The organism is Pseudomonas sp. FSL L8-0168, assembly GCF_037976155.1.
GTDB classification, from domain to species: domain Bacteria; phylum Pseudomonadota; class Gammaproteobacteria; order Pseudomonadales; family Pseudomonadaceae; genus Aquipseudomonas; species Aquipseudomonas paracarnis.
The window spans coordinates 3602907-3625357 of sequence record NZ_CP150262.1; the positions used below are offsets into that span (position 1 = coordinate 3602907).

The 22451-nt window shown below is 52.9% G+C and carries 20 protein-coding genes and 1 pseudogene; 9 read left to right on the top strand and 12 right to left on the bottom strand.

Annotated features, from left to right (window positions below; translation table 11 throughout):
• Positions 1 to 91: 91 nt before the first annotated feature.
• Positions 92 to 679, bottom strand: a complete 588-nt coding sequence (locus MHH62_RS16410; protein ID WP_163912784.1) for a TetR/AcrR family transcriptional regulator — start codon at positions 677 to 679, stop codon at positions 92 to 94.
• A gap of 165 nt (positions 680 to 844) precedes the next feature.
• On the opposite strand from MHH62_RS16410, the gene MHH62_RS16415 reads away from it, so the two are divergent.
• From MHH62_RS16415 to MHH62_RS16435, 5 genes are all read left to right on the top strand, one after another.
• On the top strand, positions 845 to 1945 hold the full coding sequence (locus MHH62_RS16415) for an alkene reductase (RefSeq protein WP_339231398.1): 1101 nt from the start codon (positions 845 to 847) through the stop codon (positions 1943 to 1945).
• Between the two features lie 51 nt (positions 1946 to 1996).
• Complete coding sequence (locus tag MHH62_RS16420) at positions 1997 to 2785, top strand: SDR family oxidoreductase (protein ID WP_339231400.1); 789 nt, start codon at positions 1997 to 1999, stop codon at positions 2783 to 2785.
• Positions 2786 to 2886: 101 nt separating this feature from the next.
• Entirely contained in the window at positions 2887 to 3756 is an 870-nt protein-coding gene (locus tag MHH62_RS16425) for an alpha/beta hydrolase (protein WP_315337334.1), read from the top strand.
• Between the two features lie 75 nt (positions 3757 to 3831).
• Positions 3832 to 4830, top strand: coding sequence for an NADP-dependent oxidoreductase (locus MHH62_RS16430; RefSeq protein WP_339231402.1), 999 nt, complete (start codon positions 3832 to 3834; stop codon positions 4828 to 4830).
• A gap of 410 nt (positions 4831 to 5240) precedes the next feature.
• Positions 5241 to 6053 (top strand): oxidoreductase, encoded by an 813-nt coding sequence (locus tag MHH62_RS16435; protein WP_163912774.1) that lies wholly within the window; start codon positions 5241 to 5243, stop codon positions 6051 to 6053.
• A gap of 274 nt (positions 6054 to 6327) precedes the next feature.
• Here MHH62_RS16435 and MHH62_RS16440 read toward each other — a convergent pair whose 3' ends face one another.
• Entirely contained in the window at positions 6328 to 6561 is a 234-nt protein-coding gene (locus MHH62_RS16440) for a hypothetical protein (protein ID WP_339231403.1), read from the bottom strand.
• Entirely contained in the window at positions 6561 to 6887 is a 327-nt protein-coding gene (locus tag MHH62_RS16445; RefSeq protein ID WP_339231405.1) for a hypothetical protein, read from the bottom strand. Before MHH62_RS16445 ends, MHH62_RS16440 begins: the two co-directional genes overlap by 1 nt.
• A 325-nt stretch (positions 6888 to 7212) precedes the next feature.
• On the opposite strand from MHH62_RS16445, the gene MHH62_RS16450 reads away from it, so the two are divergent.
• Entirely contained in the window at positions 7213 to 7911 is a 699-nt protein-coding gene (locus tag MHH62_RS16450) for a helix-turn-helix domain-containing protein (RefSeq protein ID WP_339231407.1), read from the top strand.
• A gap of 25 nt (positions 7912 to 7936) precedes the next feature.
• Here MHH62_RS16450 and MHH62_RS16455 read toward each other — a convergent pair whose 3' ends face one another.
• From MHH62_RS16455 to MHH62_RS16465, 3 genes are all read right to left on the bottom strand, one after another.
• Entirely contained in the window at positions 7937 to 10582 is a 2646-nt protein-coding gene (locus MHH62_RS16455) for an AAA family ATPase (protein ID WP_339231408.1), read from the bottom strand.
• A 290-nt stretch (positions 10583 to 10872) separates the two neighbouring features.
• Positions 10873 to 12540, bottom strand: coding sequence for an ATP-dependent helicase (locus MHH62_RS16460; RefSeq protein ID WP_339231409.1), 1668 nt, complete (start codon positions 12538 to 12540; stop codon positions 10873 to 10875).
• The gene (locus MHH62_RS16465; protein WP_339231411.1) at positions 12537 to 14492 is read right to left on the bottom strand and encodes an AAA family ATPase; all 1956 of its coding nucleotides are present in this window, start codon (positions 14490 to 14492) and stop codon (positions 12537 to 12539) included. Before MHH62_RS16465 ends, MHH62_RS16460 begins: the two co-directional genes overlap by 4 nt.
• A 412-nt stretch (positions 14493 to 14904) precedes the next feature.
• On the opposite strand from MHH62_RS16465, the gene MHH62_RS16470 reads away from it, so the two are divergent.
• Positions 14905 to 15246: a hypothetical protein gene (locus tag MHH62_RS16470; protein WP_339231413.1), complete on the top strand. Its 342-nt coding sequence runs from the start codon at positions 14905 to 14907 to the stop codon at positions 15244 to 15246.
• A gap of 339 nt (positions 15247 to 15585) precedes the next feature.
• On the opposite strand, the gene MHH62_RS16475 is transcribed toward MHH62_RS16470, so the two are convergent.
• The 6 genes from MHH62_RS16475 to MHH62_RS16500 form a co-directional block, all read right to left on the bottom strand.
• On the bottom strand, positions 15586 to 16701 hold the full coding sequence (locus tag MHH62_RS16475; RefSeq protein WP_339231414.1) for a DUF3800 domain-containing protein: 1116 nt from the start codon (positions 16699 to 16701) through the stop codon (positions 15586 to 15588).
• A 341-nt stretch (positions 16702 to 17042) separates the two neighbouring features.
• Positions 17043 to 18878, bottom strand: a complete 1836-nt coding sequence (locus MHH62_RS16480; RefSeq protein WP_339231416.1) for a DUF4209 domain-containing protein — start codon at positions 18876 to 18878, stop codon at positions 17043 to 17045.
• A gap of 354 nt (positions 18879 to 19232) precedes the next feature.
• Positions 19233 to 19511, bottom strand: coding sequence for a hypothetical protein (locus MHH62_RS16485; RefSeq protein ID WP_339231418.1), 279 nt, complete (start codon positions 19509 to 19511; stop codon positions 19233 to 19235).
• A 64-nt stretch (positions 19512 to 19575) separates the two neighbouring features.
• A complete protein-coding gene (locus MHH62_RS16490) occupies positions 19576 to 19959 on the bottom strand; it encodes a hypothetical protein (protein ID WP_339231420.1) in 384 nt (127 codons plus the stop codon).
• A 90-nt stretch (positions 19960 to 20049) separates the two neighbouring features.
• Positions 20050 to 20496: a hypothetical protein gene (locus MHH62_RS16495; RefSeq protein WP_339231422.1), complete on the bottom strand. Its 447-nt coding sequence runs from the start codon at positions 20494 to 20496 to the stop codon at positions 20050 to 20052.
• Between the two features lie 54 nt (positions 20497 to 20550).
• On the bottom strand, positions 20551 to 20946 hold the full coding sequence (locus tag MHH62_RS16500) for a hypothetical protein (RefSeq protein ID WP_339231423.1): 396 nt from the start codon (positions 20944 to 20946) through the stop codon (positions 20551 to 20553).
• A 130-nt stretch (positions 20947 to 21076) separates the two neighbouring features.
• Between MHH62_RS16500 and MHH62_RS16505 the strand changes: the two genes are divergently transcribed.
• Both MHH62_RS16505 and MHH62_RS16510 read left to right on the top strand, forming a co-directional pair.
• Positions 21077 to 21538, top strand: a complete 462-nt coding sequence (locus MHH62_RS16505) for a helix-turn-helix transcriptional regulator (RefSeq protein ID WP_339231425.1) — start codon at positions 21077 to 21079, stop codon at positions 21536 to 21538.
• A 319-nt stretch (positions 21539 to 21857) separates the two neighbouring features.
• A pseudogene (locus tag MHH62_RS16510) lies at positions 21858 to 22448 on the top strand (mechanosensitive ion channel family protein); the annotation flags it as partial.
• Positions 22449 to 22451: the final 3 nt, after the last annotated feature.

A 22451-nucleotide genomic window follows, 5' to 3' on the forward strand; every position in this document is an offset into this window, starting at 1 on the left:
GTTTAGACGCCATTCAGCCTTCCGCCCCTTAAAACTGCGAGAGCTACCGTCCTGTTTCGATGACATCTCGGGGGTCGTATCGGTCAGCCACTCATGCGCTACTTTTTTTACTCGATGGTAATGACGTCATTATCTCAGCACGACAAGTCTCCAGTATTTCATCAGCGAGGGATGAGTCATCCGGACAAGCACGCGACAGCATGACCGCGCCAATAGCATGGGCCAGCAGGTCGATCATTTTCGCTCGAGCCTCTCGCTTCGTCACATCCAGTCCCGCTGTGTACTTTTCCTCGAGTGCTGCAAGCGTATTTTCAACTCCACTGGCAAAGGTCGCCTTCAAATCATCTGACTGACGGGCGGCGTCACCACACAGGGCTGCCATGGTGCAACCCACTCCCCTGCCGTCTCGGTGATCCCTAGACACGTACAGATTTACAAATCCAGGAACGTCGAGATTGCAGGTACTCGAGAGCGATTTTGAAAGGCTATTTTCAGCTGCCTCGGCCATCAAATCCGCCTTGGAACCGAAGTGCTTGTAAAAGCCTCCTTGGGTAAAACCGGCAGTGGCCATCAGCTCCGCCACACCCACACCATCGTAGCCACGCTCACGAAATAGCTCTGAAGCCGTCTCCACAATGTGAGCTCGGTTGGCGATTGATTGCGTCTTGGTGATCTTCATTTCTCGCCTTATGCCTCTTAAACAATGGCCTGACTATACTCTGATGTCGATCATAATCAAAACCGTTGACAGCTTTGATTACGACCGACATCATAAATCAGCTCCCGCACGCCTTTGCCAACACGGCGCAGATCGCCGTCACTGATCAACGAGTATGGAATCGATATGAACGACAAGACCTTGTTTGAGCCCTACACCCTTGGCTCGCTGACGCTTTCCAACAGAATCGTAATGGCGCCACTGACGCGAAACCGAGCTGGGGAAGGCTTTATTCCGAGCGAATTCGCTGCCACTTATTACAGTCAGAGGGCGTCTGCAGGCCTGCTGATTTCCGAGGCTACTCAGATCTCACAGCAAGGTCAGGGCTATCAAGACACGCCAGGGATTTATACGCAGGCGCAGATAGAGGGATGGCGTACCGTCACCGAGGCCGTTCATGCCAAAGGGGGACGCATTTTCTTGCAACTGTGGCATGTCGGGCGCGTATCTCACGTCGACCTTCAGGAAAACGGCGCCGCTCCGGTAGCACCTTCTGCCCTGCAAGCCGCGACGAAGGTATTCGTCAACAACAGCTTCGCAGATGTCTCAGCCCCACGGGCTCTTGATATCGAAGAGTTGCCTGGGATTGTAAATGACTTTCGCCGAGCGGCGACAAACGCCATCGCTGCGGGATTTGACGGCGTAGAGATCCACGGCGCAAACGGCTATTTGTTGGATCAGTTCCTCAAGGACGGCTCCAACATTCGCACTGATGCCTACGGTGGCTCGGTTGAAAACCGTGCTCGCTTACTGCTCGAGGTCACTGCTGCAGTGGTGGACGAGATCGGTGCTGATCGAACGGGAATTCGTATTTCCCCAGTATCACCTGCCAATGGTGTTTCAAGCAGTGATCCGCAGCAGCAGTTTGATTACGTTGTCGATCAGCTTGATGCCTTTGACCTGGTTTATCTGCACGTGGTTGAAGGTGCAACGGGTGGCCCTCGCGACGTCGCCCCTTTCGATTTTGGCTCCCTGCGCCATCGCTTCAAAAATACCTACATCGCCAACAACGGCTATGACCTGAACCTTGCGGCCTCCCGACTCAACGACGATAAGGCTGATTTGATCGCCTTCGGTCGTCCGTTTATTGGCAACCCTGATTTGGTGGAACGACTCAAGTCCGATGCTTCGTTAGCCGCATTTGATCCGACCACTCTGTATGGCGGCGGTGCAGCGGGCTACATCGACTACCCGACGCTTGCCGAATCCAGCTCCGCGCAGGGCTGAACAGTTGCAAAACCAAATCGCTGATCGCCAACCATTCAAGAGCATCTATTTATGAGCATCCCTGAAACCGTCCTGATTACCGGCGCCTCGACAGGCATTGGCTCGACTTACGCCGAGCGCTTTGCCCAACGTGGGCACAACCTGGTGTTGGTCGCCCGTGACAAAGGCCGTTTAGAAGCACTTTCTTCCCGTCTGCGTGAGAAACACGGCGTTGCCATTGATGTGATCCAGGCTGATCTGACTCAAACCACCGATTTGACGACCGTCGAAGCTCGCCTGCGTGATGACGCCAGTATCGGCATCCTGGTAAATAATGCGGGCGCCGCCCAATCCGGCAGCTTCATCGAGCAACCCACAGACAGCGTTGCCAACCTGGTCGCGCTCAACACCACCGCACTGGTACGACTCGCCAGCGCAATCGCTCCACGACTTGCACACGCTGGTAATGGCGCGATTATCAACATTGGCTCAGTAGTGGGGCTGGCACCGGAATTTGGCATGAGCGTCTACGGTGCAACCAAGGCGTTTGTGCTGTTTCTATCCCAAGGGCTGAGCCTCGAACTCTCGCCCAAAGGCGTCTACGTGCAAGCTGTCCTTCCTGCGGCCACCCGCACGGAAATCTGGGAACGCGCAGGCATCGACATCAACACCTTGAGCGAAGTAATGGGCGTGGACGATCTGGTCGATGCTGCACTGGTTGGTTTTGATCGTCGCGAGCCTGTGACCATTCCACCGTTACAAGACGCCGCCCGTTGGGATGCGTTGCAGGCTGCCCGCCAAGGTTTGCTTTCAGAGATTCGCCAATCTGTAGTCGCCGAGCGCTATCAAGCCGAGGCGTGATGGTCACGCTGCAGGCGCTGATACCCGTCCTTGATGTAAAGGCGCTTGCTGCAGATTGTCTTAAATTCACTCATCCGCCCTCATCCGGGAACGGTGTGCACATGATCGTTGAAGCCACAAATCGTGACCTTGGATCGCCGGCGCAGTTCGTCTGCGCGGCAAACCTGCGGGTGACTGTCGAAGGAACAGCATTTGCCTACCGTGACTTGGGGCCAAGAGACGGGGTGCCGCTCGTTCTGTTGAATCATTGGGGCGCAGTCTTGGATAACTTTGACCCACGTATCGTCGATGGACTGGCCAGCACTCGGCGGATCATTGCCACTGACTACCGGGGAATCGGCGCATCGGGTGGAAACGCCCCTCTGACCGTTGGTGAAATGGCGAACGATGCAATCGCCGTGATCCGCGCGCTTGGATTCAAAAAAGTCGACCTGCTGGGTTTTTCATTGGGTGGATTTGTGGCACAGGACATCGCGATGAAAGCGCCTGAGCTAGTGCGCAAACTTATTCTGACTGGTACCGGGCCGGCGAGCGGCCAAGGTATCGACAAGGTGTGGTCTGTGTCGTGGCCGTTGATGCTTAAGGGGCTTGTGACATTGCGCGACCCGAAGTTTTACCTTTTCTTCACCGCTACGGCCAATGGGCGAAAAGCGGCCAAGGATTTTATATATCGCCTGAAGGAGCGTGATAAAGACCGAGACAAAAATCCAACGCCAGTTTCCTTCATGCGGCAGTTGAAGGCGATTCGCTCATGGGGTCGGCAGCAACCACAGGATCTCAGCCGCATCCAGATACCCACGCTGATCGTTAACGGTGATAACGACATCATGGTTCCGACTGTGAACTCTGCCGAGTTGGCAAACCGCATTTCAAATTCACAACTGATCATTTACCCCGACGCGGGTCACGGCGGCATCTTCCAATACCACTCTGATTTTGTGACGAGAGCGACGGCTTTTTTGAATGCCTGAACACGTTCGGATCGCCTTTAAGTAGCCTCTGAATTGCGCAGGCTGCCATCCCACTGAATCCATGAGAACTGAATCATGAAAGCTTTCCTGATCGACCGTTACGGCAAGAGTCATGGACGTATTGGCGAGGTGCCTGAACCGGAACCAGGAAACAACGACGTCCTGGTTAAGGTGCATGCCAGCAGCGTCAACGTGCTGGATTCGAAGATCAGCAAAGGTGAATTCAAACTGATCCTGCCGTACAAATTCCCGCTGATTATGGGAAACGACTTAGCAGGCGTCGTCGTTCGCGTAGGGCCGGGCGTGAGCAAATTCAAACCCGGTGATGAGGTCTATACCCGCCCTCCCCAGGCGCATATCGGAAGCTTTGCTGAGCTCATCGCGATTGAGGAAAGCGCCCTCGCGCTGAAACCCAAAAATACCAGCATGGAAGAAGCGGCTGCCCTTCCCTTGGTTGCGCTGACTGCCTGGCAGGTGCTGGTTGAAACAGCCCGGCTGAAGAAGGGGCAAAAAGTCTTTATCCAGGCAGGTTCCGGTGGCGTCGGCACAATTGCCATCCAGCTTGCAAAACATCTGGGCGCTTTCGTCGCGACCACGACCAGCACAAGTAACGTGGATTGGGTTAAAGCGTTAGGTGCGGACGTTGTCATCGACTACAAGCAGCAGAACTTCGAAGAAGTCCTGCGCGACTACGACGTCGTATTGAACAGCCTCGGCCCTGTCGAGCTGGAAAAATCACTCAGCATTCTAAAGCCTGGTGGTCAGCTGATCTCTATCTCAGGGCCACCTACAGCTGAATTCGCACAAGAGCAAAAGCTGTTCTGGGGCCTAGGTTGGGTAATGCGTCTGTTAAGTAGCGGCATCCGCAGAAAAGCGCGCAAAAAGGACGTCAGATATAGGTTCGTATTCATGCGTGCGAGCGGCGCTCAATTGAAGAAAATCACTGCGCTTGTCGAGTCCGGGGTTATTAAACCAGTGATCGACCGAACCTTCCCGTTTGAGTCAACGGCTGAGGCATTGAGCTATGTCGAACGGGGCAGAGCCAAGGGTAAGGTCGTCATCAAGCTCAGGTGACTAAGCGGCACTCAATAACTAGAGCTCAGGACGAGGGTTCATATTCTTCGCGGTTAGATGTATGCGAGCAGGTTAGGAAAATAAGCTGATGGGTGTCGATAATTTGAAGACACGAAGATCCGTGCCGCCCCTTGAATCAGGTCAAGCTCAAGTAAGCAGCGCTGACTTACTGATCTGTAACTCGACCAGCCTACCGGACGAGACTCCTGGCTCAGCTATAAGGGAAGATCACTTATCAGAAGTGTCCTGTAGTAATCCGGCTTCATCGCCAGGAAAAGATGAGCTGCTGTCCAAACTCGCTCCCCCGACGCCCCCAACAATAGTCTGGCGCAAGTTAATGCTGGAGCAATAACGCCGAACCAGCACCTTGCTATAGCCGAAAGCGACTTATGGACACACTGGAGTATCAAATGAAAACATCTTCCGAAAGAACCGCCATAGTAACCGGTGCATCGTCCGGTATTGGTCAAGCGACAGCAGAGGCCCTGGTGCGTGCAGGATATAGGGTATTTGGTACGAGTCGGAAGGCGGGTGCCAGCCCAACGCAGGTGGCCATGCTCACCTGCGACGTAACAGATGACGAGTCTGTCAGTGCTCTCATCTCTACCGTACTCGCGCAGACCGGGCGGATTGATCTGTTGGTCAATAACGCTGGCATCGGTCTGCTAGGCGGCGCTGAAGAGTTCTCGATCCCACAAGTGCAGGCCTTGTTCGATGTCAATCTATTCGGCGTCATACGCATGACCAATGCAGTGTTACCTTCGATGCGGCAAGGTGGCCAGGGGCGCATCATCAATATCGGATCAATTTTGGGATTGGTACCCGCGCCCTACTCCGCTCATTATTCGGCAGTCAAACACGCTTTAGAGGGCTACTCTGAGTCCCTCGATCATGAGATAAGAGCTTTCAATATTCGAGTCTCGGTCATCGAGCCGGCATTCGTGCGTACCGTCTTCGATCAGAACGGTATTGAGCCGGATTCGCAAATCAGAGAGTACGATCAGGCCCGAGCTGGGTTTCGGTCACTGCTAGGAGAGGTGATGCCGAAAGCCGACCTTCCAGAAGTCGTGGCGGCAGTAGTAGTGAAAGCTGCGACCGATATCCGCCCTCAGCATCGCTACACTGCCGGCAAGACAGCAAGGCAAATTAGTCTGCTACGCCGTTTTGCGCCCGCAGGAATCTTTGACAAAGCCCTGCGTAAGGAATTCCGCCTGCCGGTTTGAACCAAAAGGCGTGCGTTCGCCAGGTCAAGGCTTAGGCCAGAAGCTCAAATTCTACATCGGCGGTGTCACAGTGTTGCAAGCTGCTTTAGAGAGTAAACCAGCCGCGAGTAATCTGTTGTAGCACTGCTGAACTGGAAAACAGCGATAAATTTCCCCATCTTGGAAGCACTACTGGCGGGTGGCAATTTCTGTCGTATTTCGACCGGGAGGCGGGCATGGTCAATGCGGCGTTTAGATATTTAGCCATAGCAACTGCCCCGCCGTATCTCTTCACTTACGCGTCAAGCGCTTGCCTGGACAACCCATCAATGATCCCCAGAATCTGAGCATCATTGAGAGCAAATTTGGGCACAAACTCCATGCCGACCGGCAAGCTATTATGAGGACATATCAGCGCTCCTTTACCCTCACCGAACTGCTGGCTGATGAAGGTTTTGAGTTTGCTTGGCGTTTTAGTGGCGTAGGCGCTTCGGAAGATCGACAGGTCGCAGAGGACACCTGCGAGCATTACCCAGGCGTGACCGTCCCACTTGGCTTCACGAACTCTCCCTCATAGGTTGCTCCTGGGATATTCCCTAGGCATTCAAAAGCATACTGGCCGTTAATCAGCAGGTCTCCGAGGACGACAACGGCGGGTATCCCTTTAGATTTGAGAATGGCAGTAAAGCCAGCACTGACCATGACGCAAGAACCAAATGATGGGGGGATCGAATCTAGCGTTTGCTTAGCGGCGCTAACGATTACGTTAGGATCGGTAATTTGAAAATCCGCGTAATCGGTATAGCCCTGCGCGCCCCGGTCGCGGGTGATAATGTCTATTAAAGTTGAAGGCACAAAGGATCCCTTGAGTGAGTATTCGACCTTGCTGGTTATTTGGATTCGTTCTGGCCGACCACTGCTTCAGATTTAAAATTGCGAAATAAGCCACTGGCGGCGATTAGAAGGGTCATTCCCCAGACTGCACTAGAATCACGGGTTCGGAAGACATTATCACCCCTACGCTGAGCGGAGAGGTACACATGTCTGCACGCTTGCTTCAATTCATCGTTACCTCAGCAGAGCCTCAGACCTTGTCGTTTCTCTGTCGGGCTCCTGTCGTGTTTTGTCATCAGCAGCTTCTTCATCATGAGCCGTACCGACTACCTCATGGAGCTTGAAAATGAATACAAACACCTCGTCTAGCCAACCTCGCGTGCTGAGTCTCGAAGAATTTGCCGCACTCATCCGCAAAATGCGGGAGATTTTTCAATGGTCACAGGAGACTCTGGCCGAGCTTTCAGGCTTGAACGTACGGACTGTACAACGCGTTGAGAATGCCAAGTCTGCAAGCACTGATACTCGACGTGCGCTCGCAGTTGCTTTCGAGATCGAAGACATCGATGCCTTCAACAAGCCCTTCGACTTCCCCTCAGAGGATGAGTTGAGATTAGAGAAGGCCCGTATTGAGAGCGACTACGTCACCCTACCGGCGCTGCCTCTGTCGACTGGACACCAGCTCGCTACGCTTGCAGAAAGCTCCACAGTAGATATTTCCCAACCCGGCTTTGAAATGCAGCGTGATGCCCACGAGGTGTTTGCGTCACTCGTGGACTATTTTCGCGACTACAGGGACTGTGCCAGCGATTATTCAGAAAGCGCCAAATTTGCCGTTTACGACGAGATGCAGGAGCTGATCAATGAGCTGCAAGGGCTTGAGGTAGCAATTCAATATGCGACTCGCAAAGTACATCTGAGGGTTTCTGGCGAGCAGTCAGAAGCGAAGCCCTTGACCGTCCAGATGTCGTATTTGATCGCTTTCGAACGAGGTAAAGCACCAAGCGAATTTGCGGTGCAGAAAAAACTGGATTTTCCATTCTGATCAGAACTGTGGCGAGCTAGGACGTTTATCTGGCTCGCAGTTGCAACGCGTTTAGCGACTCAAGCGTGTGCACCACCAATTCAACCACGCCTACGTCGAAGTCCTCGCGATTTGCCTCCTCATGGGTGCCTTTGTTCAGGTACAGCCAAACCAAGGACTGCTCGGGTATACCCAGGATATGATCCAACGCCTGGATGATTGGCGACTTGTCAGCATGCTCAAAGTTTGGCGCGCCCCTCAGCTTCGCTCTAATACCCTCGCATAGATTACGAAGCGCAGGTTCTGCTCCAGAGCCTGCAATCTTTAACGTCAGCATGCCTTGCTCACAGCGCCCTAGCCAACCCCAGACCTTGTTGCTGAGCATTTCCAATGCTTGCCGCGCAAAACCTAGTGCCGCCCGATCATCACCCCGCTCAACAGCTGCACGAGCGTTGAGCAAATACGATTGAGTCGAGGCATTTCCCAAAACACGAGGATGATAGTTTCCACTGTGATGCCTGAACGCGTAAGCAGCCCAGTGCTCCGACGCTACATGGTTCTGGATGTCTTTGATAAATTCGTTGCTGTGGCAAGTCACGATGATCTGAGTGCCTGAGAAACGGTTGCTTTCAAATATCGCCTCTCGTATGCCTTGGCGGTGCTCATGATCGATAGCGTTAATCGCATCGTCGAATACGATGACGGGAGCTCTGATACTCAGACACTTCGCCAACAAAATGGAAAGGCCCAAGCATCTAACGTGACCTTCACTGAGAATTTGCAGCGCGTCGACGCGAGCAGCAGGTGTGCCACGAAAACTCAATTCGATACGCCCTTCCCCCGTCACTGGGAGGTACAGGGCTGACAGCTTGTCTGCGTCCAAATCGCGCACATTGAACTCGTTGTAAAGCTCCAACGTCAGGGCATTCAGGCCGGCCATTAACGTACCTGGCAGTTCGGTACGGTAACGGCGCAAGAGACTTAAAAACTGGTCGTAGGCGTTGCTTATTCGTGTATCGCGAGCAATCGCTACCACCTCCTCAGCAACCTGCTGGATAAGCGGAGCGTTGTCAGCAGCGAACGCCGCGATTCTACCTCTGGCACCAGCAATAGCCTGCAAGGTTTGCTGACGATTGGAAGCTAATGTAGTTACACCGATGCGAGCCTGATTGAGCCTGTCGCGCTCGTCGATTAGACCTTGGCGATCATCAAGGATCACTCGAGATGCGACGTCGCGCGCTTTGAGTTCAGTTGCCCAGTCAACTGCTCTCTGCGCCAACGATTTCCCTGTTTCATCAGGTTGGAAACTACCCACCCACCATGCGTGCTGGACATCGAAACCTGGATCAGCAAGATAGCGCTGCACGGGTAAAGGACTGTGAATCGTTGCTCCTACACGTTGCGCGAATGTAGCCAAAAACATCCGCAATGCTTCCGACGCGGCGTTTCGTGCAGCAATAGCAGTACGCTGACGCGCCTGCAGCTCAGCCAGCTCCCTCAAACTTGCCAGGCCATCGTTGGCCTTTTGATACGGGTTATGGAGGGCGCGATAGTCACCGGCAAGCGGGGTATCACAGGCAGGACAATGGTCACCAACGACCTGTTGAAGACCTAGTACCGCTGTATATAAATCCTGAAATGAGATGTCGTTACTGCGCTGTGCCAACTGACCTTCTAGATCATTTAGTGCCCTTTGCGCCGTTTCCGCTGCGGTGTAGGCATTGATGAGAGCGGCAGCACTCACGCCGAAAATTGCAGGGGCTGGCTGGTTGATCGCCTGCTCGAGTTCCTGCAACCGCCCTGGAAACTGCGCGCTACCAATGGCAGCCAGAAGCTGAGCGTAATTCATTCCAGGATTGTAAGCATTGGCGTAGTTTTGCTCTGCCTGAGCATGTCGGATTAAGGCAGCGCCCTCGTCTGCAACGGTCGCACTATCTTGATTTAACGTCGCTTGCTTGGCCAAGAGCTCCTGATTTTTCACAGCCACCAACGTTAGTTGACCTTCCATAGAATCATTGAAGTGCCCAACGAAATCATTGAACTGATCCATACCGAAGAGAGCAGCTATCAGCTCGGTTTTCTGCCCTGCAGGCTTTGCCGCTATGCGAGAGAATGCGTCTATTCGATTCTTCTCGACGAAGCAGAAGCGGTAAGCGTCTGCGTCCGCCATCACAGGTACCTGCCGGCCATCAAAATCGGTTGCGAGTAATACTGGCCGGGCAAAACGGCCCTCGTGCGAGTTGGAAAGATAACGGTCAGCTGCAATCCGTTTGATGTCCCCCTCGTCCACAGCCCCGAGCAAGGCAAACTCCAACGCCTCACACAGGCTAGTTTTTCCGCTGCCATTCGGGCCGTAAAACATGACAATCCGTTTTTGCAACTCGAATGGCTCAGGGTGTCTGAACCCTCGAAACGGCCCCACTGTCAGATGATGCAGCTTACGAAAAGCCCATCCCGCTCTGGCCTCTGCAGCCTGGGGCACTGGCTCTGCCGGGGATGTGGCAGGCAGGGATAAGCGTGCTAACTCGCTCAGCACAACGGATCGTTGGCTGCGCTGCCTTGAGCTTGCTGCGACGGCAGGAAAATTCTCCGACACCAAATTGGCGAATCGACGAGCGTCTTCGGAAGCTTCACTATCTGGACGGTGAAGCCAATGAACGAATTGCTGGAAATCCTGCAATGCCGACGTCATCCATTTCTCCCGGCGCTGCAAATGAGCGCGATGGCTCACAATACAACGACCTGCAAAACACGCATACACCTGAGAGTGTGAAGGACAACCGCCGCCGGAAAAATGTGAAACTGCGACTTTGGCAGTTAGGACTCAAGGTGGACAGGAAGCAAGCCTTTTGCAGATCAAGCGGCTATCTATTTATGGGGTAATAGCTGGCCAATCTCACCGGCCCGCTGCGTCGGTAGACGATTCAGTACGTCTTTCAGATAGATCATCAGTGATCAGTGATAGACGAAAATTTTTCAGATTTAATTAGAGTGGGTTCTCCAAAGGTTCACATACCCCAAGAATTCTGCCTGAGCTGTGCGAGGTAATTTCCAATAGTTAACCTGCCCAAGGTTTTCTCTACGACGAGCCGTTGTCACGACAAGTCTTCTTTCTGCACGCGATACGCCAACGAAAAACGTGCACTGAACTTCATGATGATCCTTGCCGAAATAAGCTTGGTCTTCGACACCCAGCAAAACAACCGTATCGAACTCCAGCCCCTTGCTCTTGTGCACGGTTAGGATTCGAATCGACTGGTCATCAGATAGCTGAGCCAACGCTTTCAGAAGATCAGGTTCTTTCGCCAAAGCTTCGTCAATGTATTTCTTGACGTCCTCAATGAGCTGGCGAAGGTGCTCCCTGGACTCGTAATCGTGGGAAAGCCCGGCCAGCTGCGTCGGCCCAACCATCGCGAGGAACTCCTCCAAAAGTGTCCATCGCTGGGCGAACGTTTTGGTCGCCAAATCAGCTGAAGCAGACTTGCGTGCTTCTTTGATGTATCGGCTCCAATTGGTCTTCAGCTTCCCTTCTGCATCGTCCTCTACCGGAATGATGCGACGGGTGAGACGAGTCCAAGCTTTAGGCTCTCTAAGCCCGTAGATGCACAATAGGTAATCCACGATGACTTGGGCGATGGGCTCAGTCGAAATGTCTTGCGCCTTGTTTTCGTTTCGATAGCTAATCCCCCAATCGTCTAGCTCAGCGGTCAGTCGCGTGCAGTAAGCCTCCGGCTGGATGCGCGTGAGTATGGCGATCTTGGCAGGAGCAATGCCTTCCACGTTGATCCAGTGGGAGATGCGCTCTGCTAGATCACTGGCCTCCTCCTCGCAATCGGCATAGGACAACACGTGTACCTCTCCCCCCTCACCGGCGAGTAAGTGAGCAGGCATTTCTGAGTCCGGATCTAGAACTTTGATGATCTCGTTCTGGAGTTTGAGCAGGTGCGGCAGCGAACGGAAGTTTCGATAGATATTGAGGTGATCGGCTTCAAAATCATCGACGAACTCGGCGAATATCCCTTCCAAGGCTCCAGCCCACCCCATGATTTTTTGCTTCACGTCTCCCACCGCAGTTACGCGACGACCTGATGCTTTAAACAGCCTCGTAACCAGCTCGTATTGCTCATCCGTGCAGTCTTGGAATTCGTCCAGAAAGACGTCGCTGTAGGTCTGGCGTACTGCGTTAACAGCTGCCGGATAGGCATCCAGAATCTTAATGGCAAGCGGGATGAGTTCCTTGAATTCAGTTTGAACGGGGTGAGCCTTGCCCTTGGCGACAACTTTGAAACCCGGGTTCAAAGCATCGTCGCCAGCTAATACTGGTCTGAAGCGCTCAATGATCCTCTTCGCCAACCCGTGGAATGTGTAGCTGTCGAACCGACCTGCATACGCCGCGCCGCAGCGACGCCGGACGCGCTCCTTCAGGTTGTTACTGGCGTCGACTTTGAAGGCGATGGCCAGAATGCGTTTTGGATAACGGCACACGCCTGTTGTGAGCAGGAAGTCGGCACGCTGAGCGAGCAGCTCTGACTTCCCGGAGCCAGGGCCAGCAGTCAGGGCCACGCAGCGCTTTTGCTCCTTCGCTGCAATCTCTGCATTGGGTTCAAGCACGATTCCATCGGATGGTTTCCAGGCTTCGACCTTGATCATTCGTGGAGCTCCTTGGCCATCTTGATCACATGCTTGACCAGTCGCTTGAGCGAGGTTGGCATCTCCTCCCTTAAATCATCGTCGGAAAGATTCGAGAGTGCTTCAATGTGAGACTTCGGCTTGCTGTCGATCTTAAATAACTGGTGGTACGACGCGAAGTGCTTGCGCTGTATACGCGTGTATTGATAACGATCATAGAATTTCTCACCCAATACCGACTTTATCTGACTCAACTTGGGATCGACGAGATCATCGTCATCAACATCGAACGCTTCTGGAAAAGCAACAAGCATCGAAAAATCTAAATCCATTGGCGCGGAAAAGAAAACGTTAAACTTCTCGAGCTGAGTTAAATGGCTCGGCAGTTTTCGGTCTTTTTCCGCTTTCAAAAACTTGCTTAAGGGGTCATTCCATTTCGGAAGTTTATTGATATCCGCGTTTGACAAATACCCTTCATCCCCAAGATATTTATTGAGCTCAGTTGCCACATACCTGATGCGCCCCCAACCGCCACCATTGCGCGCCACGTCCAGATCCAGCAGCGTCACGTGTGGAATTCTCAGCCCGTTTAGGAGCCTCCAGAAGTGATTCACGTGGCTCCCCCCAAGCGGTGCGATGCACACAGCGGCCTCATCCACCATGAGTCCATCAGCGGCTAGTAAACGCGGCAGCACAATCTCTTCGCTGTCACCCTCGCCCAGCACGACGAGCCTTGAAAAATAGATCTCGGGAAATGCTTGTACGGCTTCTCTAACAAATTTGTAGGCCTCACCAGCCTTTGGGGGCATCGTAATCTTAGTTACGACCGTGCAGCGCGAATCGTCGAGCCGGAGATACCGTATCTGTTCAGGCTCAACGCGGCGCAGCATTGATGGGGCATGCGTGGCGATCATTGCCTGCGCATCTGAGTTTCCCTTATCTAGCACCAGAGCCTTCAAGGACGATACGATCCGGCCCAAGTAGTGAGGAGAGAGACTGTTCTCAGGTTCTTCTAGCGCTATCAATGTGAATACGGCGGGCTTGAGCTTGTCCATGTCGAACGAGTCATCATCCCCCTTAAGTACCGCCCTGCCGATTGCCTGTGAAGTGAGTACCAAGGTCAAATACAGCATCGACTTCTGCCCGTCGCTGAGACGAGAGAAATCAACCTGCTGCTCACCATGACCTGGTGTGAAAGATACCGACAGATGCCTGAGCAACGCCTCGATCTCGTGGGTCACGAAGGTCAGGCTAGGGTCTTTGAAAAATTTGCCTTTGTGTAGCTTGCCCCAGGCCTTCGCGATTCCATCTCCAAGGTTGATCACTGATTGATTCGTACTGAGGCTCTCGGAAATGTCTGCAGAAAGTTGGCTGATTTTTTCGCGTTGCTCTGTCCAGTTCACCGCCCGCAACATTCGGCCAAGAAGAGCATTGGTTCCGTAGGCGATGTGCTCTGCCGGATCACGCCGCGCGGGCAAGTAGTGCACTTGTATTTGGTTACGCTCATCGCGCGGTACCGGAGACGTTGCGACTGGATTCCCGTCCTCGTCGACCTCAGAGACATAGCGCAAGGTTTGCTCGATCTCATCGTCCAACCCTAGCGAGGCGTCCAAACGGTACCGCACGCGCGGCACACCATTGATGTTATCCAGCCGCATGTGCCCAAAGTTGCATGGGATGGTCGGGTGTTCTTTTGTCTCATCGGCAATTTCGGGGAAATAAAAATCTGCTTCAATCCACAACGTTCGCTCACTATCCGGCCTCTCTTCCTCATCATGTGCGACGAAGAAATCAGATTTGCGCAGTCGCCGTTGATTGGGGTCAATTGAAAAAAGGCGACAGAGCGCCTGCAACGTTGCAGTTTTGCCGGAGCCGTTAGGCCCAATCAGGAAGGTTAGCTTCCGGAAATCGATAGTCACCGGCTTTGCGCCGAACGATTGAAAACCACACACGCGCATCTGCTTGAGTATCAACGCTCGAATCCTTTCTAGCTAACCGTGGCCTGCGGCACAAGCTCTCAGGCCTGCTCCGCTATGAGTGAAAATGCAGCGAGCCAATCCTAGCCCAAGCAGTCACACAGTAGTAGCCAAAGAGTGGCAAAAGGCAGCTCAAGGTTGGGATAAGGGCGCTGGTAGCCAGTAACACCACAAGACACCTATGGGCCGGGAGGTCAGCTTGCATGATTGCACAGCTCGCTGACAGCACGATTAACAACCACTAGGGAACTGGAAAGGACATTTTCATCACTATAGCGTCAGCTCGCCCGGAACCCACGCTGGCTTCACCCCCTTCAGGAGGGCGCAGTTGCTCGGCAGGCCCAACATCCGCACTGCATCACGCAATGCTAAAATCACGCCAGCAACGTCCCTTCCCACGAGAAACCACATGAACACAGATTTGACCGAAGAACAGATGCGCCGAGCGCTCTTTGGCAGCGCCGTGCCAGCAGCGCAAGTGACTGCACCACCCGAACAATCTCCAATTCCAGATATCGCGCTCGCGCAGGTCGTGAAGCCCCTACCAAAACAGAAGGTCGCGAAAGCGTTCACCCCACGCCTACGAGTAACGATGCAAGTCGGCAACGAATTCGAGGGCAAAACATTCGAGCTGATCCACGAAGCAGATACGTTGAGTACCCTCTTAGCTGAGCAAGAAGCAGTCAAGGCAGCCAAGAAGAAGTTCCGATACGTGGAAGTGGTTTCAGTGAAGTCGATGCAGACCCGCTAACTGTTGCGCTTTCGGTCAAGAATCTCGCCATCTGTAGCGTTGCTATTAGCCATAAACCATCATCTCGAGGGGAAGCGGTGCCTGTCTTAGACGAGGCAGCGCGGCAGACACTTGGCGAAACTTTGTATCATCCTGGAATGACTCAACCATCCAGAAGGGATTCAGATGCAGAAGCTGTTAGAGGGTATCGAGCGCCCTGGGCTCACGAAAAAACGGGATGAGCTAGCCTTCCTAGTCGATAAGGTGATTAAGACGAGCACCGGCCACACCCAACTATGTCGTTTCTGTATTCGGCTTGAAGATCAAGCCGATGACCCCTTGGGCAAAGTAGACCTGAAACTACAGGTTAAACTTTTTGAACACCAGCGCCTGCTTGGATGGCGGCAGCACAAAATTCACCCCAAGCGGACTCATAGGTCTGTTATAGCTTACGATATACCTGAAAGTTTTATGGTATATATCAAGAACGTCAAGATTCTTGTAAAAACAACCATTTATGTAGCGGCTTACAAAACCAGCCAAGAGATCCGCGAACTGCACACCTAGGGACTCCTCAGACTTTACAAAACGAAAAGCCGGCTCATCTTTTAGTATAAAGTCCGCCGTCAGAACCTCAGGAACACCACCCGGAAATTTAGCGTTCTTTAAAGTTCTGATACAGGAACGAATTGACTGACCAAACTGATCTTGGACATCATGATGCATCACAACATCTGCGAGATCCTTTAGATGGTATTTGTTAAGTCTAGCAAGGATATTGAATTGACAGTGGATATGGGGAAGCAATGCTATAGAATCGCCATTATTCGAATCATCTGGAAGAGGAATAAATTTCTTTACCGAATCACCCTCTCCAAACTGCCTCTTAAACATTAAACAAGTATCAATTGTCTCATTAATATTATCAACTGCAAATTTAGAATACTCAAACGCTCCATCATCAGACTCCAAGAAACACTTAAGAGCCTCCATTGACTCGAGCAGATTTTCCTCGCTTGGTTCCATGCATGACTTGTAGAAAGCCGCATAGCAAGCCGGCGACATATTAAACGAAAGAAAATCCGAGATTTCGTTTCTCACCGCTTGAATCAAACCATCGTCATCGGGGGGCGAGTCATAAGGCGGAATAATTTGATGCCCGACGATAGCCGTGCTAACACAATATCTCTTATCCACCACTTCAACAATTATCGGAATACGGTTTTCGAAAATATACTTAGCAACATCCAAGATCACTTCAGGCTGCTTGAAATACAAATCTTCGGATTTAAGTTCATCACTCTCAAGACCATAGATTGTTTTTAATAATTTAATAAATTCATTTGCATGAGCTAAATCATTCAGCCCAACACATGCCAATGAAAAAATAGGCTGCCCACCAAATTTAGATCCTGATTTTTTAGTTGCAAGATCTCCTGAATTACCGCTTTCATCCAAATAGTAGTTGGACGTCATAAAATCCCCTCTTTCCCCACGATGAGCTCTAAAATCCATCGCAATCACCCATCTGGCGCGGAACCTTTGGGGGATGCGATCATGGCGCGAAGAAAGATAGCACAACGCTACCACATGACATCACATGCGCTATTTGAAAAACGCTCTCAAATTTTCCGAAACAGAGTGCAATGGTTATCAGCTTGGCAGCCCGGCTCAGGCGTAAGCCATCTTCAAGCGCACAACCCCGTTATTCGGAAGATGTTGGGGCGTTGGCCTTGCTTCTCTTGGCAAATAACGTCGTCAAGCTATCCGCAGCATGCGACAGAGCCACCGGGGTTGAGCAGATAGGCCAACCAACGCTACACCCTCGGTACCGTCTCCCAAAATGGCCCTGAGATGTACTTGAGCATGAACCACCAGGCGTAGACGGTCGACTCTGAATAGAACTGATCGTCGTCAAGTAGCCCATGCGCAAAAGTGTTTCTGAGGTTAGGGCCATATGGGCTGCAGAACACAGCTTTGATTTCAAAAGCTACATCATGGCCAAGCAGTTCGGTGACACCTTCGACATCCATTAGGGTGCTCAATCCATTCTCGGTAACGATACCGTCAGCACTGGACGTCGAAGTGTTGAGACCGGCCTCCTTCATTAGGTGTCGAATGATTGCTTCCACCTGCGGAATGAGGAAATGAGCTGCCATACCAAAGTCCCCTACGAATCCCCAGTACAATCCCTTACCGATCATCTGCGCTCGATTTGGAGGCACGAGAGCAGATGCTTTGGCCAGCTCAACCATGTCAATCTCTTTGACACAGTGTGCTTCTGAGATGATCGCAAGCGCCGGCAAAACTCCACCCCTTACCGTAAGCTTGATGGTGTGCAAGTGTTCGCTGACCATCTTGGCCTGGATTGTGTATTCATCCTCCTCAGTCAGTTCGCCGCCGAAGGACAGTGGAGGTCGTTTCGCAATCACTCTGCCAGTCTCATCGAAGAAGACTGCCTCTGTCAGGGAGCTCAATATCCCTGTACGTAGTGACTTTATCGCTGCCTGCCGGGATTCAGCAGGAGAGCAAAACGGGTACATATTTGCGAGATTATAAAGGGCGGTACCAAAGGACTGTCCTTCGATAAGGCGTTTGGTACGATCAACCAGGTTTGTGATATCTGTGCGCGTTGAGAGCTTGTGCATCTGCTCCACCACGCGGGCACCAGCCTCAGCAATTCTCTTGCGCAGAACAGGCAGAACCTTGTCTACCTCGAATTCAGCTCGAAACGCTCCTGGAATAGATCGGTAGATTTGAAGAGCATTTTCTAAAGCGTTTTGCGCCACAATCGGGTGAGTTTGCTCCCCCCTAAGCTCTGCTTCTGATATCCACGTCTGCGCTACGGCGACCGTCATTTTTACAGCAAGCAGGTCGCGGTTGGACAACGCAAAACCTTTGCTAGCTGTCACGAAACATTTACGAGCGCTAAACACATCATTCTTGCTCTGGAAGTGTTGCCCGAGCTCAGCCATCTTTTCAGGTAATTCTGGCACGTCGGGGTGGTCAAGCCTGTACTCAATGACCGTCTCTACCAAACCCACGGAGAATGCTAGTTCTTGGTGGATCGCCTGCTTGGTTGCGTCCATGATCATCTGAGTAAGGGTCGTAAGCCGCCCCTCAGCTCCAGGCCCAATCATCTTTGCCAGGGACAGCGCTCTTTGGAAACACTCACGACCCTCTTGGTACCAAACCTCATCATTCAGTGGAACCGTCGCATAGCAGTCAATGGCGGCCCGGGCGTGCCGAATGTGTTTGAGGCCAGGTGTAATCCAGAGTAGATCGGAGACTCTCGCCTTCAAGAGGCCGTTAGGGAGGCAGTCGACCAAGTCCTTGAAGAACACGTACTCTTCGTCGACCATGCTGGCCGGTGACATCGAATGCCGGTCACCAATGAGTAGGTAGGGCCTGAAGGGCTCATTTCTGTTGCTAGTGTCCAGCATCATCATGCAGAGATCCGCCATCAGCCACCAAACCCTCGCGGCCTCGAACTCCTGGGCCTCCGAGGCAGCCTTCGCCAGTCCTGTCAGCGCTCCGGAAAGGGCAGAGTAAGTTGGCTCAATGCCGGACGTGGCACGTTCATGATCGGACTGGCTAAATGCGCCGAGACGCAATGGAGTATTTACAGGATAACGAGGGGCTTGCTCCGACACGACGGTCTCTCAAGGGACGATGGTAGAGCAATGTTTACGACGCGGCGTTTATAAAAGCAAAAGGTTTTGGCCTAAAAGATTATGCGCCAGCACTCGACCGTTAGTGAATGTAAGACTCGCTTCCGAACCAGCCACTAGAGGGTTCGGCATATGACCTTACGAGTCAAAGCAAGCGGAGCACGCAGGCCGCTAGGCCGGAGACGTGAGGATGGGAGCCCGTCAGGGCCAAGTCACGTAGGGGCTTGGTGCATGACAGCCGTCCCCGGAGAGGCACGCAATGAACTGTCGGTGCCCGACTTAAACTCCAAAGCCGTATTCATTGATAGTGCTTGAAGACTAATCTCAAACGACCAATCACAAGTCCTTCTTCTCCTCCGTCAGCTCAACGTCACCCAATGACCCCAAGTGAATTCGTCGACAAGGTAGCTCGACAAGGAGACCTTGCTCAACAAGCAACCGAGGAAGCTCCCAAAGCAATTCGGTGATTTCCCAAGTTTCCGTAACCGCATATACGGTCTCGGCAACGAATACGCCAAGGTCGAAATCCTGGGTCGCTACAAACGGCCCTTCCCGGCTGTAGGCCTCAAAGATACCGGAAGCAATGGAGACGACCTCGCCTTTCTTCAGGAGCATGAAGCCACCTTGATCCCAAACTCACAACAGTAGGCCGAGACATCCCCTCCCTCCCGATGAAATATCACTGCAAGATCCGAGGGGTCGGATGGTACTGCCCCTTAGTGGTACGCAAAAAATCACGCAAGCTGGCGCGGCCATTTTGGCGCTGAAAAGTTGCTAACACATAACGGCTATTCTCCGTCGTCATCACCCAAAACCTCCCCTCGCGTTCGACCTTCAACACGTCAGAAGTCCTGATCAGGTGACCATCTTCAAAACGCCCATACTGGTCTTTCCGCTTGTGGCCAAACACCACACCGATACCTGCGCGCGCCCTGATGGATACTCCGCAAAGGTACGCAGTGACCGGTATGTCGAAGCCTTGCTCTTGAGCCCTTATAATTCGCTTCAGATCAAAATCTGTATGTCGTTTGCCGTGAAAATTCACATCTAGTGTGTCCAGCATGTTTGGGCTCCGGTTGCGGTCTGTATGGAGTTATCAAGAATTGCACACGCAACCAGTCGCGCTGGTATCGTGGGGGATTACTGGTAAATTTCAGGCTGATCGAATCATGCTTGAGAGAAAGACGGGCCTCAGGTTGGCCAGCGCTTCAATCTTGAAGTCTCGCTGGTGTGAGGTGTGATACACCGCCCCCTTAGCCACTTCCAGCAAGCAAACCTCAGAACCAGACCTGTCCTCACCTACGGTTACTCTGGTTAACCGCTCCATCTGCCAGCCTCCGGACTTATTCATCCAAGATGGCGTCACAGCCATAATCTCGGTGATAGCTAAATCCGCACCTTGGCTTACCAACATTTTTTGAAGCTGGTGGGTGTCGTCAATCATCATCACGCACTCGCTGAACCGACCCTCGCTTTCGACGCTAAGGGTTAAGTGATACCAAGGCGTTCGGAGCAGCCTTGAGACTCCACGCCATTGGGACACGCCCTCCCCGAACATTCCTGGGACGCCTATCAGGTCGTTGTCTGAGGTTCTGAACATGTGTCGCCTCAAACTGCTGGAGCACGTCAGTTGCCCAGCAGAACCGGTGGGTAATCAGAAAAGGGAAAATATCACTTCGATAGAAGCAGACTTACGATGGCCTGGGCCAAGCAACACGTAGACCGTGTTGCGTGTTTCGAATAGGTAGCCTTCTTTGAAAGCGGTACCCATGCTTGAGCGCACCCAATGACCTGGTTCGAAACGCCGCTGCTCGTCGTGCACAACTTTGTGGGCAAACATGAAGATTGGTTGGCAGCCTGCGGCGGCTACTTTGGCTCGCTCGTCGTCGGTGAGGATGGCGTCAAGGATGATCCACTCCTCGACGGCGCATAGGGGCATCCATTTGTAGCGCTTTCTGGCTGCATACATCGCTGCCTCGAGACCGTGCTCAGAACCCATCAGGCTGACTCCAGGATCGCCCAACAGACCGTCTTCGATGATTCCATCCACGGCCCACCCCCTCTCTGTCAATATTCAATAATTAGCGGCTGAGTCGTAATACCGCCACAACGACAAATATATCTGTTTGTGTGGCGGTAGGCAAATACGACATACCGTCTCTTTTTATTGGGATAGTGAAATGTCGCTGCGGAAATCTTATGCAGCAGTAGTTCAACTGCTTCGCACTCGGAAAGGCTTGTCTCAAGCAAAACTCGCGGGCTCGTTAACACAAGCCCACGTGAGCGAGCTAGAGCTCGGTAGAAGCTCAGCGACCATCGAAATGAGTGCCCGACTTGCCTCAGCGCTGAAAGTAGAGCCAATAACTCTGCTGGCACTCGCTGCTGCCTCCCATGAGAAGTGCACAGTGCGGGAAGCTCTCCTGGCTGCGCTGGCTGAGGCTGAATCCCTAGGGCTAGCGGACACTCCTCTGCCAACCGAACCACAAGTTATGGCTCCGTCTAGAGTGTTGGAAGCCAAGAGAAAATGGTTGGCCGTGCAAGAGCTGAAGGCGAAAGGGCTCAGTCAGAGTGAGGCAGCGAAACATCTAGGGATGCCTGAATCGACGTTGCGTCGGTTGTGGCATCAGACGCTTAAAGATTAAGGCTGGTGCGGCGAATGCATCAACTGGGGCAATTAGCTAACTGAGAATCTTGCATTGGGGATCAACAGCCCAATCAGGCTGGTGCCAAAATTCACGCTTTCAGGCGGCAGGAGCGAGGTAGATCTGAAAGGGCGAGCAAGGTCTGGATTTGCCCAGAGAAGCAGCTTTCCGAAAACCGCAGCGTTCCCCTTTCAATAGTGAGATGTTGCCGACCCTGTCCATTTTTATGGAAAAAGATGGACAGATGCGATTGTCTGTAAGTGTTTGTTTTTCAATATTTTCGATTGTCCATTTTAGGGCCCTCTCACGGGTGTACATGTTCGACAAGACCATCGTCTCCATCCCCACCTGGCGCCTGATGTCCGAGTCGTTCAAGAACTGGCGTGGCATGCAGGCCTCCGGTGGGCGCCGTATCAAGCGCAGCCTGTACATCGACGCCAGCGGCGTACGCTTCCTGAACGATGAGGAAGAAGTGCGCATGACCCAGGTGCACTTGCTCAGCGGCTACATCAGCCGCAAACAGGCCGAACTCAAGGCCTGGAACGAGGCCCAGGGCCACAGCGCGCAACTGTCGGCCAACCGTCGGCGCATGACCAACCTCGGCACCTTCCGCGCCTACGCCCTGGCGTACCTGCAAAGCCACCCGGACATCCAGCCGAACATGACCTGCATGGTGCGCCAGATGCAAACCACCGCCCAGGGCGTGCCGCTGGAGATCTACTGCTTTACCCGCACCACGGCGTGGGGCGATTACGAGCGGATCCAGGGCGATATCTTCGATTATCTATTGGCAGTGTTGCCGGAGTTCGGGCTGAGCCTGTATCAACAGCCGAGCGGCAACGACCTGCGGGCCGGCGTGCTGCCTGCATTGGCCGGGGCCACTCAGGTACCCGTGGCCGAAACGGCATGAGGT

Coding starts and splice junctions, on each gene's coding strand:
- MHH62_RS16410 (WP_163912784.1), bottom strand. CDS start 679: ATGAAGATCACCAAGACGCAATCAATCGCCAACCGAGCTCACATTGTG.
- MHH62_RS16415 (WP_339231398.1), top strand. CDS start 845: ATGAACGACAAGACCTTGTTTGAGCCCTACACCCTTGGCTCGCTGACG.
- MHH62_RS16420 (WP_339231400.1), top strand. CDS start 1,997: ATGAGCATCCCTGAAACCGTCCTGATTACCGGCGCCTCGACAGGCATT.
- MHH62_RS16425 (WP_315337334.1), top strand. CDS start 2,887: ATGATCGTTGAAGCCACAAATCGTGACCTTGGATCGCCGGCGCAGTTC.
- MHH62_RS16430 (WP_339231402.1), top strand. CDS start 3,832: ATGAAAGCTTTCCTGATCGACCGTTACGGCAAGAGTCATGGACGTATT.
- MHH62_RS16435 (WP_163912774.1), top strand. CDS start 5,241: ATGAAAACATCTTCCGAAAGAACCGCCATAGTAACCGGTGCATCGTCC.
- MHH62_RS16440 (WP_339231403.1), bottom strand. CDS start 6,561: ATGCTCGCAGGTGTCCTCTGCGACCTGTCGATCTTCCGAAGCGCCTAC.
- MHH62_RS16450 (WP_339231407.1), top strand. CDS start 7,213: ATGAATACAAACACCTCGTCTAGCCAACCTCGCGTGCTGAGTCTCGAA.
- MHH62_RS16455 (WP_339231408.1), bottom strand. CDS start 10,582: ATGACGTCGGCATTGCAGGATTTCCAGCAATTCGTTCATTGGCTTCAC.
- MHH62_RS16460 (WP_339231409.1), bottom strand. CDS start 12,540: ATGATCAAGGTCGAAGCCTGGAAACCATCCGATGGAATCGTGCTTGAA.
- MHH62_RS16470 (WP_339231413.1), top strand. CDS start 14,905: ATGAACACAGATTTGACCGAAGAACAGATGCGCCGAGCGCTCTTTGGC.
- MHH62_RS16475 (WP_339231414.1), bottom strand. CDS start 16,701: ATGACGTCCAACTACTATTTGGATGAAAGCGGTAATTCAGGAGATCTT.
- MHH62_RS16485 (WP_339231418.1), bottom strand. CDS start 19,511: ATGCTCCTGAAGAAAGGCGAGGTCGTCTCCATTGCTTCCGGTATCTTT.
- MHH62_RS16490 (WP_339231420.1), bottom strand. CDS start 19,959: ATGCTGGACACACTAGATGTGAATTTTCACGGCAAACGACATACAGAT.
- MHH62_RS16495 (WP_339231422.1), bottom strand. CDS start 20,496: ATGTTCAGAACCTCAGACAACGACCTGATAGGCGTCCCAGGAATGTTC.
- MHH62_RS16505 (WP_339231425.1), top strand. CDS start 21,077: ATGTCGCTGCGGAAATCTTATGCAGCAGTAGTTCAACTGCTTCGCACT.